We start from the raw sequence: 15,095 nt of genomic DNA on the forward strand, positions 1-15,095 counted from the left end.
TTATTCAATGGATGCTTCAAGGCTTTGTTACTGAGTGAATGGTGTAAGGTTTTGTGCCTGGATCAAGCTTGGTAAGCAAAATATTCGCATCGGGTTTTCAAGAATTGGCAAAATAAATTTCAAATTGTTTTTGGCATCTGACTTACCTGATTAATATTGCTTCCTTGGTTTTACTTTTAAAATAGCAGTGACGGATATATGCAGGAATTACGCGAAATCATAGAGTCGGCATGGGACGACAGATCTCTGATCACAAACAAAGAAGTGTCAGTGGCCATCAAGACTTTGATAGATGATCTGGACATGGGGAAGCGGCGGATAGCTGAGCCTTTGGAGAACGGAGAATGGCAAGTGAACGAATGGATGAAGAAGGCCGTGATTTTGTATTTTCCATTAATGAAGATGCAGTTGATAGAGGTGGGCCCATTTCAGTTTCACGATAAGATTAAGCTTAAGTCTGGCTATGACCAGCTTGGTGTCAGAGTGGTTCCGCATGCCATTGCCAGGTATGGTTCGTTCATCAATAAAAACACGGTGCTGATGCCGTCTTATGTGAACATAGGTGCCTATGTGGATGAAGGCAGCATGGTGGATACCTGGGCAACCGTGGGGAGCTGTGCGCAAATTGGTAAAAATGTACACCTTAGTGGTGGTGTTGGGATTGGCGGTGTTCTCGAACCCGTTCAGGCAGCGCCGGTCATCATCGAAGACAATGCGTTTATCGGTTCCAGGTGTATTGTGGTAGAGGGAGTTCGTATCGGCAAAGAAGCCGTTTTGGGAGCGAATGTGGTGCTGACTTCCAGTTCTAAGATTATAGATGTAACAGGGCCAGAGCCTGTAGAGCATCGTGGTTATGTACCAGAGAGATCAGTGGTTATTCCAGGTACCATACCTAAAACTTTTGCTGCGGGAGTGTATCAGGTGCCATGTGCCCTGATCATTGGAAAAAGGAAAGAAAGTACCGATAAAAAAACCTCACTGAATACTGCACTGAGAGAAAATAACGTGTCCGTGTAATCGTTTTTCTGGCACATAAGTTGTTACGGTAATGTTCAGCGAACAGATTCACTCTATGCTTTCATTCATTCTAATTCTTTTCTCTTGTTATTTTCTGGAAGCGCAGCCTACGGAAAATGAAGATCCTACGGCCAACTACAAATTCAGGACGGGCGAGCATCTTGATTTTAAGCTCAGCTATGGCTGGTTTACTGTGGGCAAAGCTTCTCTGGACATCGATGATAATTTTCATTCTTACAAGAATGAGGACTGTTACAAGGTGGAGATCAAAGGCGAGACCGCTGGCTTTCTGGGAGTTTTCACCCATGTGGACGATCGCTGGGGAGCCTATGTGAAGAAGGAGGATTTACTTCCGATGCATGCGTATCGAAACATCGAAGAGGGGAAATACGTGCGTGAGGAGAGAACCTACTTTGATCACGCTCAGGGAAAGGTGGAAGTGATGCGCTATGACCCGAGGAAGGAAAAACGCAACCCGAAGCGCATGTATGAGATCAAAGGGGATGTGTATGATCTGATGAGCTCATACCTTTTTCTCAGAAATGTGGAATTCGAGAAATATCGAAAAGGGGACACCATTCGGATCAAAACATTCTATGAAGATGAGCTCTACAATTTTGAACTGGTCTTCAATGGAAAAGAAGAGATAGACTCCAAGGTGGGGCTTTTACAGGCCTATAAGGTGAATTTTCTGGTGCCGCCGAGCGATATTTTCCCAAATGAACAAGGGATAGTGGCCTGGATTTCTGCAGATACCAATCATTTGCCCCTCAGAATTGAAGCCGAGATGTTTTTTGGCAAAGCATATTGTGACCTTACGGGTTATAGAAATATAAAATATGGGCCTGATTATCAATAGTCAGTTCTATATTTGCCAGCTAAACATGTGTTATGAGATTTTTGGTGTTCATGCTTATCACTTTTTTTCTAACGAGCTGCGGTGGAGAAACTTCCAGTAGCGGTGATAGGCTATATGGGAGAGGGGAGTTTGAGCAGGCCATTGAAGAATACACCAAGGCATTAGAGACCAATCCTTCTGCCATTAATCACCTCTATAATAGAGGGCGTGCCTATGAAGAAATCGGTAAGCTGGATTTGGCTGAGCAGGATTTTCTTCAGGTACTTAGCCTGGACAATCAGAACCTGAATGCCAACCTGAGCTTGTCAAAGCTGTACTATTCTAAAAAGGCCTATAACAAAGCTGTGATTTTTGCGGATAAGGCCTTGGAGCTCAATGAAAATTCTGCTCAGGGACATTTTTTGGTAGCCAGGGCAAAGCATCAGCTGGGGTATGTGGACAGCGCCATGGAGTCTTACACGCTGGCCATCAATATCAACGCAGAGTATGGTGAGGCTTATCTCTACAGAGGAGCACTCAAAATCCATAAGAAGCAGTCCAAGTCTGCTTGTGATGACATACGCAGAGCTGTTAACCTCGACGTTCCTGAGGCTAAAGCCATCCTTAAAAAGTACTGTAAATAAACTTAAGAGACCTTTGAAAAATTTGCGCTCTTTTTTCTCAGCGAGAGAAACGCCATTCTATTATTACGATCTCGAACTACTAGATGCTACCCTGAAGGCCCTTTCTTCAGCCAATAGGTATGGATACCATGTACACTATGCATTGAAAGCTAATAATAATACACCCATTCTGGAGCGAATAAAAAAGGCCGGCTTGGGCGTGGATTGTGTAAGTGGCAACGAGGTTAAAATAGGCCTGGAGCATGGTTTTAAATCAAGTAACATTGTTTTGGCCGGAGTGGGCAAAACGGATAAGGAAATCGGTTATGCGATTGATCAAAATATCTTCTCCTTCAATGTAGAATCCATCCAGGAGCTGGAGGTGATCGATGAGATCGCCGGAAAGAAGGGAAAGAAAGCTAATGTATCCATTCGCATCAACCCGGCAATAGAGGCAGGCACGCACCACTATATTACCACTGGTGCCAAGGGAAATAAATTTGGGATTTCCGGAGAGCAATTGCTGGAATCATTGGATTTACTTAAATCCCTATCGAATGTTCATTTCATTGGGTTGCATTACCATATTGGTAGCCAGATTACCGATCTGAATCGGTTTAAAAATCTCTGCGAACGGGTTAATCACCTACAAAAGGAACTTCTGAATGCCGGTTTTTCACTTCCACACCTGAATGTTGGCGGGGGGCTCGGGATTGATTATGAGAATCCTCAGGAGCATCCAATACCGGATTTTGAGTCCTATTTCCGGGTGTTTCATGAGCACTTAACGTTGCTCCCCGATCAGGAGGTGCATTTCGAGTTGGGGCGATCCATTGTAGGGCAGTGTGGTACGTTGGTTACCAGAGCACTTTACCTCAAGGAAAGCGATCATTCAAACTTCCTGATACTGGATGCGGGCATGACTGATCTGATGCGACCAGCACTTTACCAGGCTAGCCATAAAATTGTGAGTCTCTCTGAAGCTCAAAACACCAGACAATATGATGTGGTAGGACCCATTTGTGAATCGTCAGATGCTTTCGGGAAGGCCATCACGCTGCCAGAAACCAAACGTGGAGATATCCTGATGATCTGTTCGGCAGGTGCCTATGGTGAAACCATGAAAAACAGCTACAACGCGCGTGACCTGGCGCCGGCTTATTATTCAGAGTAATTTAAGCAACCAAAAAACCGATGATCAGATACATTACTACGGACAACCCTCCAGTGAAGAGGGCGTAGGGTAGCTGCGTCTGTACATGCTCTATGTGATCTGATCCAGAGGCCATGGAGGAGATGAGTGTGGTGTCTGAGATAGGTGAACAGTGGTCTCCAAATACACCACCACCCAGTACAGCTGCCACGGCCAGGTAGATGTTCAGGTCGATGGCCTGAGCCAGAGGTACAGCGATTGAAATCATGATTGCAAAAGTGCCCCAGGAGGTACCTGTGCTGAATGCAATAAAACAGCTTGTGAGGAATATAATAGCCGGAGCGAGCGAGGGTGAAAGCCAGGAGGAGGTGACCGAAGCCACATACACGCCTGTGCCAAGTTCTTTGCAGAGCGTGCCAATAGCAAATGCGAGTACCATGAGGATGGCCATAGAGAGCATTTCTTTCATTCCGGTCATGCTTTCTTCTATGAAGTTTCCAAGACTAATTTTCTTTTGGAAGCCATAAAATACTCCGGCAAAAACTACTGCGGAGATCACAGCATACAATACGGCCGCAGAACCCGAGGCATTGGCTATGGCATCCCAGGTTTTAGTGCCAAAAGAACCAGACGTCTCAGCTGACCAGCCGGTATAAATGAGAAACAGAGGCATGGAAATGATCATGATTCCAAGAGGAAGAAGCATGTTTCGCGCTTTTCCCTCCGGTAGCTCTTCCTGATTTGAAGGAGTATCAACAGTGTTCTGCTCAAACCTTTTCATCGGTCCATAGCTTTTATTGGTGGCTGCCAGGAAAAATACCAGCGCCAATGTAAGTATTGGGTAGAAATTGAAAGGAATGGAGTAAAGAAGCGTTTTAAATGGAGCCACTCCCTCATATACCGACAGTAAACCTATGATGTAGGCGCCCCAGGCATTCAGCGGAAACAGGATGCAGGAAGGGGCCGAACTGCTATCTGCCAGGTAGGCCAGTTTTTGTCTGGAAATATTAAACTTGTCGAAAAGTGATTGAAAGACCGTACCCACGGTCAGGATAGAAATATTGGATTCTATAAAGATAAAAAAACCAGTAAGTCCTGCAGCCACTTGTAGTTTTGATTTCGGGTTTTTGCTTTTCAAAATGGACTTCTGAATTCTTCCAACGAAACCGTTGATGCCACCCGAGTAGCGAATCAGCTGAATGAGGGCTCCAATCAGCAACGTGAACAGGACGGTGCGTGTGTTTCCTGCGCTTTCAAATACCTGTACCAAATGGTCTGCTGTAGATAGAATCCCCTCAAAAACGTTACCTCCTGCAATGATGACATAGCCTAGTAGTAGCCCGAAAACGAGGGATACAATGACTTGTTTGGTTCTGATGGCGAGAAAAATGGCAAGAATGGGAGGTAGCAGGGAGAGGAAACCAAAGTCTGTCATTTAGCTGATATCAAAGATTCGTCAGGAGTATTCGAGTTTGCCCGGTAAAGGTAAGTATCGAAGAGATTAGTGACAGCATCTTTGATGATTTCTTCCTGCTTGCTTTTTTTGGTGTACTTGTCCATGTCCACACTTGCCTGCCAGACCAGTTTTTTTGTTTTCACGTCTGTGATTTCTATTAGCAGTGCCGATTCCAGTACCGCTTTTACGGTGATATAGCTTTGCGAGGGAAAAGTGGAATACGGAGAGTATCCGTAGTTGTTTTGTTGGGTCTTGATGGCTTGGTTAGAAATGAGCTCATACCTCACCACCAGGTCCGGGTTGGTGTTGATGGGGCGGTAAGCTCGTCTGTTCATTTCTAGGTGAATGTTTTGTTCTATTTCAGAAAGAATCTTTCGGCCTTCTTCGGAGATATCGGTTTGATTGGCCTTGAAATTAACCACCAAATAGCTGTCAAATGCATTGAAGTTAGACTTGGTGTTGACGAAATCAACGACTTTGGGATGACATGAGAAAAGAAAAGAAAAAAGCAGAAGGAATAGAGAAGATTTATCCGGAGAGGAAATGCGATTAGACATACGGATGGACAGAGTGACTTAGTTAGTAGCCACTTTTTGACTTCTCACAATGTTGAGCGAACCTAGAATTTTGTCAATCAGCCGATCTGACGAATCTGCAAACTCATAGAGGATATCAAACCTATCGCCATTTTCACTTGAGCCTATTAAGTGAGAATAGTCCTCCATGGTTCCTTTTTGATAAGCATCCAAATCGGGGTTATACCATATAAATTTCATGATAATCTCGTCAATCAAGTTTAATTATTCGGTGAATAAATTGTACTTCTTAGTCTGGCTCCTGTGGTTGAATACGTTTTAACGATAAAAGGTAACCATAAGTTTTAAATTTTTCAGCTTGATTACATGGATTTATCTGAGTGAAGTGCCCAAACTTCATCAATTAATATTGAATCCCTTACAATGTCACCATTTGTGCTATCAATAATGATATTGGGAAGGTACCCGGCATGTTTCCATTTGCTGTTTTCAATATCAGATTTGAAGGTGATCGTTTCTCCGATCTGTCCGCTATTAGTAGGATAGATCATGTCGATCGTTTCAGAGTATTTCCCATTTTCATATCGGTAACTTCCCGAACCTGAGGCGTAGATCTCATCAGCATCCTTATCGAAATAGATCCAGGTGAAATGAGTAGGAGTAATCAGTTTAATGTATCCAATAAATTCAGGATATTCCATAAATTCCTTCTGACTGGCATCGAGGTATGAGGTCAACTCCCAGGTACCCATCACACTGGTGTTGGTATTAGGAGGGAGGCTGGTTTTTATCCACTTTTCTTCAATTTTATTGGAGTCTATTACCACGATCTCGCCCGTTTCCATGTCCATGTCCATTTCCTTGGCATACCCTGTGTGGTACCAGATACCATCAGTGAGCTCAAAGTTGAATGGAATGGCCTGACCAAGTTCTGAGCTGCCCGGAGGGAAGAAGAATTCAATATTTTCCACGTACTGCCCGGTATTGATGCTGTAGCTTCCTCCTCCCATGCCCAGCAGTTGCTCATTTTTAGTGTCGTATTTAATCCATGTGAAATGATCTGAGGTCAAATGCTTTTGATAAAGAATGTCGTCGCTGTAGGTATTCCATTCAGTAAGACCTTCCGAGTGGGGAATGTAAGCGACGAGATTCCAGGAGCCTTCAAACGAAACCTTTTCCTCATTGGTGGCTGGCTTTTCCGGGCTACAGGAAGCAATGACCAGAAGTAATAATATCAGGTGGGGGAAACGTTTGGGGTAGTGCATGGTTGATGTGTTTAGAGGTTTATATATAATTTAAAATATAATCAGGTAACTTCAAATTAATGGAACATATATATCAACGTAAATTGGATTTAAAAGTGATGTTCATTTAATCTGATGACAATTTTTTTTAACTTCATCACTTAACCCAAATCCGCCGATTTGCTCAAGATTGCCTTCTTACTAGAATTATTTTTTATCACAGACCATTTCCTTCAGGAGTCTGCTGAGTTGCATATTACGGGGGTTTATCAGGGGAAGACTTTGTTTATCCAAAATCCCTACGATCGGGAATCCAAGTTATTCTGTGTCACCGCTATTTATGTGAATGGAAGCAAACTTGGTTTAAATTATAAAGTGAGTGCTCTCAAACTTGATTTCGATGGAATTGATAAGTTTTCCCCACTTTCCATCAAAGTTCAACATGCTCCAGGTTGTAAGCCCATCATACTGAACCCTGACGCCATTCATTTTCATAGCACATTTTCCTTCGGGGAAGTTGGGTTTGCAGATACAGCACTGGTTTGGAAGACAAGCGGCGAAAAGTCTGGAAGTGTATTCACGCTGGAAAAGTATCAATTCGGTATTTGGATAGAGGGGGATACCATTCCAGCAAAAGGTGAGTTTGGGGGTGCTGAGTATAGTTATTCACCTTTGCTGGAAGAAGGGGCCAACAAGCTGAGAATAAAGTACATCACCCCGAAGGGAGATTATCTGCTTTCACGGGAAGTGGATTTTCATTTCTATCCTGAGCCGGTGACATTTAAGCCCTATAATGCCACTAATACACTGTACCTGTCCAGGGCTGCCTCCTACGAGGTTTTTGATGCCGGCGGAGATCTGGTATTATCCGGTCAGGGTACCACGGCAGATATCAGTAGTCTCCCGAGCGGAGATTATGTGATTTATTTTGACAGTAAAGATCCCGGGGTTTTCCGAAAGGACTAAAAAAGCGTCACACCGAAAAAAGTCTGCAGCAGGGTCAATAAGAACATGGTTCCCAAAACCAGCGGACACAAAATTGTTACTGCGAAATTAAGATACTTCTGGATAAAGGATCCCATATAATTGGGGTAGCCCAAAGCGATTTCTTCGTTCAGATTCTTTGTCTTCCAGGCATAAGCCGCAAAGATGGAGATGAGACATCCACCCAAAGGCAGGAAAGTATCGTTGGCCACATTCTGTGCAAAATCCATAAAAGAAGTGGCATTCTCGGCACCTACATAGGTGATGAAGCTGGAGAAAAACCCTGAGTATCCATTGGAAAGGAGTGACGGGATACCCAAAACGAAAATAATGGTCGCCATGATCCATACAGCACGGTTTCTCTTGATTTTCTTCTCGTCTACTATATATGCTACGGGTACTTCCAGAAGGGAAACGGTGGAGGTCAGGGCTGCAAAGGAGAGCAACAAAAAGAACAAGGAACCAATTACCACGCCGAGTAGGGGCCCCAGGCTTTCGAAAGCCCCAGGCAGCACAGTGAAAATCAGGCCTGCGCCCTGGCCGGCTCCTTCCATGGTGCCATCAGTGAGGTAGGCTACCATAGGAAACATCATTAGTCCGGCAATAAAAGCAATTCCAACATCCGCTAAAGTGATAAATGCCGCAGACGTCACAATATTATCATTTTTACCTACATAACTGCCATAAGTGATCAGCGCACCCATTCCCAGAGAAAGCGAAAAGAAGGCCTGTCCCATGGCATTGCCCATGACACTCAGGGTAAGCTCAGAAAAGTCGGGCACCAGGTAGAATTTAATGCCTTCAAATGCATGATCTAGTGTCAGGGAATAAACGACCAAACCTAATATCATGGTAATCAATGTTGGCATTAATATTTTGGAGGCCCGCTCAATCCCTCCAGATACCCCTTTGGATACGATGAAGGCGGTAGCAAACATGAATACCATTGCATAGAGTCCCACCTTGAAGACATCCTTAATGAACGTGGAAAACTGACTTCCTATTTCAAAATGCCCGGTTAGGAGTTCAATGAAAAAACCAAAAGCCCAACCGGCAACTACATTGTAAAAAGAGAGAATCACCACCCCACTGATGATGCCCAGAAGGCCCAAAATACGCCACTTTTTAAAACCCAGTGCTTCGTAAGCTCCTGCGGGATTAAGCTGTGTTTTTCTTCCGATGGCAATCTCGGTTACCATCACAGGAAAGCAGAGGATAAAGCAAAAGAACAGGTAGACTAGCAAAAAGGCCGCACCGCCACCTGCACCCACCTCAAAAGGGAAACTCCAAATATTACCCAACCCTACTGCCGATCCGGCTGCTGCTAAAATGAAACCCAATTTATTGGAGAATGATCCTCTGTTTGACATGCGCTTAAGAAAATTTAAACGTCAAATATAACAAAAGCGCCCAAAGCAAAGGACGGGTTTGAAAAATCATTTGAAAGTGATTTTAGAGGTCTTCTTCGTCTAAAGGTACTTCGTACGGAAAGTTGAAGAGGTGGTGGTCTTTGATGGCATCGGATACTTTGTTAGGGACAAATTTTTCCCACCCCACTTCACCATTTTCGATCATTCTAAGCACATCATCAGAGATAATATGAAGATTCTCTGTTTTGGCGCCCTGTACATCCTCAATCTGATCATTGTCTTTGAGATACTGGTAGAGATTTTTCAGGTGAACCTCAGGAGTAAAGTTTTCTGAAGTGACAATTTCCTTGGAGTTGGCATCAATGGCCGGGTACACGTAGAGTTTCACGTTACTACCAAATAGCCTTCCAAATGACTCGAGGATTCCTCCTTTGAGGTTTTCATAATAGGACTCATCGAAAATCCGCTGAAGGTTATAGTACCCCAGTACAATGCCTAGCTTCTTGTGTCTTGTGAATTTAGAAAGATAGGAAGCCAGCTTGTAGTGCTCCTGGTAGTTGGAGATGAGTACATTCTGACCAAGTGAGCAGAGCAGGTCTACACGGTCCAGAAAATCTGTTTCGTCTACTTCACCTTCCATGGTGAGGTCATTGAGCGTGAGCTCTACCAATGGCATGATGTTTTTGATCTCTACATCGCTCTCATTCCTAAAAGCCCGCATGCCTGTGAGCATCATGTCCACATTCACATGCGTTACTGGTCTGAACCGTCCGCGGAGTACAAAAATGTTTTTCTTATAAAGCACTGCAGATGGCTGGAGTACCTTGCCTTTGGGATCAAACATGGCGGCATGGGTCAGGCCATTTTTCACCAGTTTCAGGCTCATCAGCCGATTGTCCACATGATGAAAGTCCGGGCCTTCTATTTTGAACATATCCACTTCAACACGACTGTGGTGGATATTATCAATGAGGGAATTAAGAATGTCTTCCGGCTCAGCGTAGTTGTAGCAGGCGTGGATGAGGTTGACGCCCACCATCCCGAGTACCTGCTGTTGCCATAGGGGATCATTGTCTTTGAGGATCACATGGATGACACAGTCATTAGGATCAGAATTCGGGTGCTTCTGAAATCGCAGCCCGATCCAGCCATGACCCTCATTGGTTCTTTTGTAGTTAATCGTTTCTACCGTATTGGCAAATGCAAAAAAATGTGACCTTTTGGCACGCTGGGTCAGACGTTGGGAGAGGAGTGAGTACTCTCTGTTGAGCATTCGCATGAGTTTGTCCTCACAAACGTAGCGCTCACTCTTTCCATAGATGGCATCACTGAAGGTCATGTCATAGGCCGACATGGTTTTGGCGATGGTGCCAGATGCTGCTCCGGCTTTGAAGAAGTAATCGGCAACCTCCTGACCGCCACCTATTTCTGCTATGGTACCATATATACGATCATCCAGGTTAAGGGAGAGTGCTTTTTCTTTTGTCGTCAGTTTCTTGAAGGATTCCATGTCGATACTCGCCATTTTCAGTTAAAATTATGCGATCTGGTAATCAAAGTAAACTTTAAAGCCAGATAAATAAAAAAGCCGGCGAGACCGGCTTTTGTTTTAAAAATGTGCAACAGAATTTTATTTGTAAAGACTGTAAGGAAACTTGTTTTCTGATATCATTTTATCAGCGATGGCCCTTCTTAGGTCCCTTGTATTGACGGAATTGATTTTTGTGAATCTTTTCATACCCATCAGTAAAACTTTGAGTTCGTCACCTTCAGTAAAGCAGGCCACGGCTTCTTCGCCATGATTTCTGATTTTCTGAACAGCATCGTGCATATAGAGTTTGGCCATTTGCTGATACAGCTGACTGCCTTCATCACCATAGATACCCATGAGTTTTTCGGTTCTCAGTAGGGTAGACTCGGCAGCATAGATTTCAATCAACATATCGGCGATGTGCATGAGCACTTCTTGCTCGTCGTTGAGGGTAGGGCCAAAAGTTTCAGCTGCTTTTCCGGCCACCATCAGTGCGGCTTTTTTCAGTTTTTTGAGGACATCTTTTTCCTCAGCCAGTGGGGCACTCATATCCGGAGTCTCAAAAGAAGGCACGGACGTCAGCTCTTTGCCTACGGCCATTGCCGGTCCCAAAAGGTCCAGTTCGCCTTTCATAGCCCGCTTGAACATCATACCTACCAGGAGCATGCGGTTGATCTCGTTGGTACCTTCATAGATTCTGGTGATTCTGGCGTCTCTATAGGCCCGGGCCATGGGTGCTTCTTCTGAGAAGCCCATACCTCCATAGATTTGCACCCCTTCATCCACGCAGAAGTCCAATACCTCAGATCCGTGTATTTTGATAATGGCACATTCAATCGAGAATTGCTCTAAAGCCTTCAGTTTGGCTTTACTTGGGTCCATACCTTCGTTGATCAACGATTCTATGCGATCGTCAATGTTCTGACCTGCTCTGTAAGCAGCTGATTCTATGGCGTAAGTCTTGGTAGCCATGGTGGCTAGTTTGGCCTTAACAGCCCCAAAGCTGGAGATAGATACTCCAAACTGCTTGCGTTCATTGGCATAGTTGGTTGCTTGAGAGGCGACCGTTTTGCAGCCATTGATCACTCCGGCACCTAACTTGATTCTACCCACATTCAGCACATTCACGGCGATCTTAAATCCGTTTTCTCTTTCAGAAAGCATGTTTTCCACCGGCACAGTACAGTCGTTAAAGAACACCTGTCTGGTAGAGGAACCTTTGATGCCCAGCTTACGCTCCTCATCGTTCATGGTGATGCCGCCAAATTCCTTCTCCACGATAAAGGCGGTTAGATTCTTGTCATCATCGATTTTCGCGAAAACAATAAAGAGGTCTGCAAAGCCCGCGTTGGAGATCCACATTTTCTGACCATTGATGATGTAGTGTTTTCCGTCATCTGAGAGTTTTGCTTTGGTTTTCCCTGAGTTGGCATCAGATCCGGCATCCGGTTCCGTCAGGCAGTAGCAAGCTTTCCATTCACCAGAGGCCAGCTTGGGAAGATACTTTTGCTTTTGCTCTTCTGTGCCATAGTATAGGATAGGTAACGTGCCTATACCAGTGTGCGCACCATAGGCTGTAGAAAAAGATCCCGATGCGGCAATGATGTCGGCCATCAACATGCTGGTGTTAAAATTCATACCCAGCCCGCCATACTCTTCGGGCACAGCCACTCCCAATAGTCCAAGCTCGCCGGCTTTTTCCATTAGAGCGGGCATGAGTCCCGGTTCCATGCTGTCTATTCGATCTACATTAGGGGTGATTTCCAGGTCTATGAAGTCCTGGGTGGCAGCAGCCATCATTTTTTGCTCTTCTGTGAAATGTTCCGGAATGAATATTTCGTCTGCTGATGTTTCTCTGATGATGAACTCGCCGCCTTTAATCGCTGATTTTTGTGCTACTGCTTCCATGGTCTTATGAGATGCTTTTATTGATAGAGTTAATATGTTATGCATGCATACTATCTCAAAGATATAAAAAATATGTTATGCATGCATAATAAATTTCAAAAGAATATTTAAGAACTGAGCTGTCTTGCTATGGCCCTTTTTTTGAGAATGAATATCTCTAAAAACATCAAATGAATATAACCCGAGCTTCCTACAATTCATCCATTCTTTTCTACAGTTCGGAAACATTTAATTTCTGAATCCACTCAAAGCCCTCACTTTCGGGATATCAAAAACGAAAGCGATGAGGCAATATCTAATCACAATCTACCTGGCTATTTTTTCTCAAACCATGGTTTTGGCACAGTCCACTGTCAGTGGGGTGGTCTCTGATCAGAAAGGGGAGACCCTGATCGGGGCGAATGTCTATCTCAAGGATACGTATGACGGTGGCACTACCGATGCAAACGGGCGTTTCAATTTTGACGCTTATGAGACAGGAGCGCAGGTATTGGTGGTTTCCTTTATGGGTTTTGAAAGTGTAGAGCTTCCATTTTTGCCGGATCAGGAAAATCATTTTGAGATCAAGCTGAAAGAAGCCTTCAATACCATAGATGCGGTCACCATTTCAGCTGGGTCCTTTGAGGCTAGCGATAAGAAAAAGGTAGTGGTGCTTCAGAGTCTGGATATTGCTACCACTGCCGGTGCTACGGCGGATATCACAGGCGCGCTGAATACATTGCCAGGTACTCAGACGGTGGGTGAGTCGGGGAGGTTGTTTGTGCGGGGAGGTACGGCCGATGAAACTAAGATCTACGTGGATGGTGTGGAAGCTTCCAATTACTATGGTGCTTCGGCTAATAATATCCCGACACGGAGCAGGTTTTCTCCTTTCCTTTTCAAAGGGACCTTCTTTAGCACCGGGGGCTATTCTGCGGAATACGGGCAAGCACTTTCTTCTGCGCTTATTCTGAATACCCTGGAGGTAGATCCGGTGAGCAAAGTAGACCTTTCAATCATGTCTTTAGGACTGGAGGCGGGTGTTACCAAAGCGTGGGAGGAGCAGTCGCTGTTTGCCAAAGTAGGCTATATCAACCTCAACCCATATAACCACCTGATTGATCAGCGGGTAGACTGGAAGCAAGGTGTTGTGGATTGGAATACCAATGTGGCCTATAAAAAGAACCTCTCCAACGGAGGAAGGCTGAAAGCTCTGGCTATGGGCAATACTTCCAGTATGTCATTAGAGCAAAAGACGATCCTGAATCCTAGCGGAGTGAACGCGATAGGGGTGAATAACAAAAATGGTTTTGTAAGTGCCAATCTGGAGCTGCCAGTTGGAGAGACGGATCATGTATATCTGGGGGCTTCTTCCTCATGGAATGAAGATCATCTCATCTATAATCAAACCACCATCGAACGGCCCACATTTAATCAGCACCTGAAAGCCAAATATGTACATGAGTTTGCCCCTAAAAGCATCCTCAATACTGGAGTAGAGCTTTATTATCAGCATTTTGAAGAAACCATTGCTGACAGTATCTCACTGAAGTTTGATTACAATCAGGCGCATACCGCCGCATTTGCGGAGTTGGATCAATACATCACACAAAACCTCGTGGTGCGGGTGGGCGGTCGTTTGTCGTATTTGAGTCTTCTCAAAGAAGCGCGACTGGCTCCGAGGCTTTCCATGGCCTATAAGCTGGATGAATATGCTCAGGTGTCGTTGGCATCAGGCCTTTTCTATCAGGCCCCCGGATCAGAATATCTGAAACTCACCGATGAGCTGAATCAGCAGCAGGCTGCACATTATATTCTCAACTATCAACGGATCAAGGAAAACAAGGTATTCAGGGTAGAAACCTATCTGAAGGACTACGATCAGCTGGTCCGCTTCCAAAGCCCATATGACCCCTCAACGTTCAGTAGCGATGGAGACGGGTATGCCTATGGCCTGGACGTGTTTTGGAGGGATCGAGGGGGAATTAAGAACATTGATTATTGGGTGTCATATTCCTGGATGAAGAGTGAACGAAAGTACCTCAATTATCCTGAGAAAACAGCGCCTGGGTTTACCTCAGCTCATAATTTTTCATTCGTCATCAAGCGGTTTTTTCCACTGCTAAAAAGCCAAATGGGAGCCACTTATTCCCTCACTTCAGGCAGACCTTATGAAAACCCCAACCTTGACGGCTTCAACGAGAGCCGTACAGATGGCTATCATGATCTCAGCTTCAATGTGGCTTATCTGCCCACGCCCAGAGTCGTGCTGTATGCATCGGCTACCAACTTGCTGGGGAGTGATCAGGTCTTTGGTTTCAACTATGCTTCTCAGCCTGGAGAAAATGGAATGTATGCCTCAGAAGCGATACGCCTTCCGGCTAAGCGATTCATCTTCATAGGCTGCTTCATTACTATCGGTGCATTTAACAATCAACTTGAAAACTTATAATATC

13 protein-coding genes are annotated in these 15,095 nt (G+C 44.7%); 6 read left to right on the plus strand and 7 right to left on the minus strand.

From position 1 onward, the window contains the following. The first annotated feature begins 198 nt into the window (after positions 1 to 198). The 4 genes from GV030_RS02500 to lysA are packed head-to-tail and all read left to right on the plus strand — an operon-like array spanning position 199 to position 3,652. Complete coding sequence (locus GV030_RS02500) at positions 199 to 1,017, plus strand: 2,3,4,5-tetrahydropyridine-2,6-dicarboxylate N-succinyltransferase (protein ID WP_159579474.1); 819 nt, start codon at positions 199 to 201, stop codon at positions 1,015 to 1,017. Between the two features lie 55 nt (positions 1,018 to 1,072). Beyond that, on the plus strand, positions 1,073 to 1,876 hold the full coding sequence (locus GV030_RS02505; RefSeq protein WP_159579476.1) for a DUF3108 domain-containing protein: 804 nt from the start codon (positions 1,073 to 1,075) through the stop codon (positions 1,874 to 1,876). Between the two features lie 32 nt (positions 1,877 to 1,908). Then, the gene (locus GV030_RS02510) at positions 1,909 to 2,499 is read left to right on the plus strand and encodes a lipopolysaccharide assembly protein LapB (RefSeq protein ID WP_159579477.1); all 591 of its coding nucleotides are present in this window, start codon (positions 1,909 to 1,911) and stop codon (positions 2,497 to 2,499) included. Between the two features lie 13 nt (positions 2,500 to 2,512). Continuing rightward, positions 2,513 to 3,652, plus strand: coding sequence for a diaminopimelate decarboxylase (gene lysA / locus GV030_RS02515; RefSeq protein ID WP_255465037.1), 1,140 nt, complete (start codon positions 2,513 to 2,515; stop codon positions 3,650 to 3,652). Between the two features lies 1 nt (position 3,653). On the opposite strand, the gene GV030_RS02520 is transcribed toward lysA, so the two are convergent. The 4 genes from GV030_RS02520 to GV030_RS02535 form a co-directional block, all read right to left on the minus strand. Next, a complete protein-coding gene (locus tag GV030_RS02520; RefSeq protein ID WP_159579479.1) occupies positions 3,654 to 5,066 on the minus strand; it encodes a Na+/H+ antiporter NhaC family protein in 1,413 nt (470 codons plus the stop codon). Next, entirely contained in the window at positions 5,063 to 5,644 is a 582-nt protein-coding gene (locus GV030_RS02525) for a DUF4136 domain-containing protein (RefSeq protein ID WP_159579481.1), read from the minus strand. Before GV030_RS02525 ends, GV030_RS02520 begins: the two co-directional genes overlap by 4 nt. Before the next feature lie 18 nt (positions 5,645 to 5,662). After that, entirely contained in the window at positions 5,663 to 5,863 is a 201-nt protein-coding gene (locus GV030_RS02530) for a hypothetical protein (RefSeq protein WP_159579483.1), read from the minus strand. A 122-nt stretch (positions 5,864 to 5,985) separates the two neighbouring features. After that, positions 5,986 to 6,888 (minus strand): hypothetical protein, encoded by a 903-nt coding sequence (locus GV030_RS02535; protein ID WP_159579485.1) that lies wholly within the window; start codon positions 6,886 to 6,888, stop codon positions 5,986 to 5,988. A 159-nt stretch (positions 6,889 to 7,047) separates the two neighbouring features. Here GV030_RS02535 and GV030_RS02540 point away from each other — a divergent pair, with 159 nt between their 5' ends. Continuing rightward, complete coding sequence (locus tag GV030_RS02540; protein ID WP_159579486.1) at positions 7,048 to 7,833, plus strand: hypothetical protein; 786 nt, start codon at positions 7,048 to 7,050, stop codon at positions 7,831 to 7,833. Here GV030_RS02540 and GV030_RS02545 read toward each other — a convergent pair. The 3 genes from GV030_RS02545 to GV030_RS02555 form a co-directional block, all read right to left on the minus strand. After that, positions 7,830 to 9,221: a sodium-dependent transporter gene (locus tag GV030_RS02545; protein WP_159579488.1), complete on the minus strand. Its 1,392-nt coding sequence runs from the start codon at positions 9,219 to 9,221 to the stop codon at positions 7,830 to 7,832. The genes GV030_RS02540 and GV030_RS02545 overlap by 4 nt on opposite strands. Before the next feature lie 82 nt (positions 9,222 to 9,303). Then, the gene (locus tag GV030_RS02550; protein ID WP_255465038.1) at positions 9,304 to 10,746 is read right to left on the minus strand and encodes a TonB-dependent receptor; all 1,443 of its coding nucleotides are present in this window, start codon (positions 10,744 to 10,746) and stop codon (positions 9,304 to 9,306) included. A gap of 105 nt (positions 10,747 to 10,851) precedes the next feature. Then, positions 10,852 to 12,660: an acyl-CoA dehydrogenase family protein gene (locus GV030_RS02555; protein WP_159579490.1), complete on the minus strand. Its 1,809-nt coding sequence runs from the start codon at positions 12,658 to 12,660 to the stop codon at positions 10,852 to 10,854. A gap of 283 nt (positions 12,661 to 12,943) precedes the next feature. Between GV030_RS02555 and GV030_RS02560 the strand changes: the two genes are divergently transcribed. Continuing rightward, the gene (locus GV030_RS02560) at positions 12,944 to 15,091 is read left to right on the plus strand and encodes a carboxypeptidase-like regulatory domain-containing protein (RefSeq protein WP_159579492.1); all 2,148 of its coding nucleotides are present in this window, start codon (positions 12,944 to 12,946) and stop codon (positions 15,089 to 15,091) included. Positions 15,092 to 15,095 lie beyond the last annotated feature (4 nt).

It is taken from the genome of Marinoscillum sp. 108 (assembly GCF_902506655.1).
GTDB classification, from domain to species: Bacteria; Bacteroidota; Bacteroidia; order Cytophagales; family Cyclobacteriaceae; genus Marinoscillum; species Marinoscillum luteum.

Coding starts and splice junctions, on each gene's coding strand:
- GV030_RS02500 (WP_159579474.1), top strand. CDS start 199: ATGCAGGAATTACGCGAAATCATAGAGTCGGCATGGGACGACAGATCT.
- GV030_RS02505 (WP_159579476.1), top strand. CDS start 1,073: ATGCTTTCATTCATTCTAATTCTTTTCTCTTGTTATTTTCTGGAAGCG.
- GV030_RS02510 (WP_159579477.1), top strand. CDS start 1,909: ATGAGATTTTTGGTGTTCATGCTTATCACTTTTTTTCTAACGAGCTGC.
- GV030_RS02520 (WP_159579479.1), bottom strand. CDS start 5,066: ATGACAGACTTTGGTTTCCTCTCCCTGCTACCTCCCATTCTTGCCATT.
- GV030_RS02525 (WP_159579481.1), bottom strand. CDS start 5,644: ATGTCTAATCGCATTTCCTCTCCGGATAAATCTTCTCTATTCCTTCTG.
- GV030_RS02530 (WP_159579483.1), bottom strand. CDS start 5,863: ATGAAATTTATATGGTATAACCCCGATTTGGATGCTTATCAAAAAGGA.
- GV030_RS02535 (WP_159579485.1), bottom strand. CDS start 6,888: ATGCACTACCCCAAACGTTTCCCCCACCTGATATTATTACTTCTGGTC.
- GV030_RS02545 (WP_159579488.1), bottom strand. CDS start 9,221: ATGTCAAACAGAGGATCATTCTCCAATAAATTGGGTTTCATTTTAGCA.
- GV030_RS02550 (WP_255465038.1), bottom strand. CDS start 10,746: ATGGCGAGTATCGACATGGAATCCTTCAAGAAACTGACGACAAAAGAA.
- GV030_RS02555 (WP_159579490.1), bottom strand. CDS start 12,660: ATGGAAGCAGTAGCACAAAAATCAGCGATTAAAGGCGGCGAGTTCATC.
- GV030_RS02560 (WP_159579492.1), top strand. CDS start 12,944: ATGAGGCAATATCTAATCACAATCTACCTGGCTATTTTTTCTCAAACC.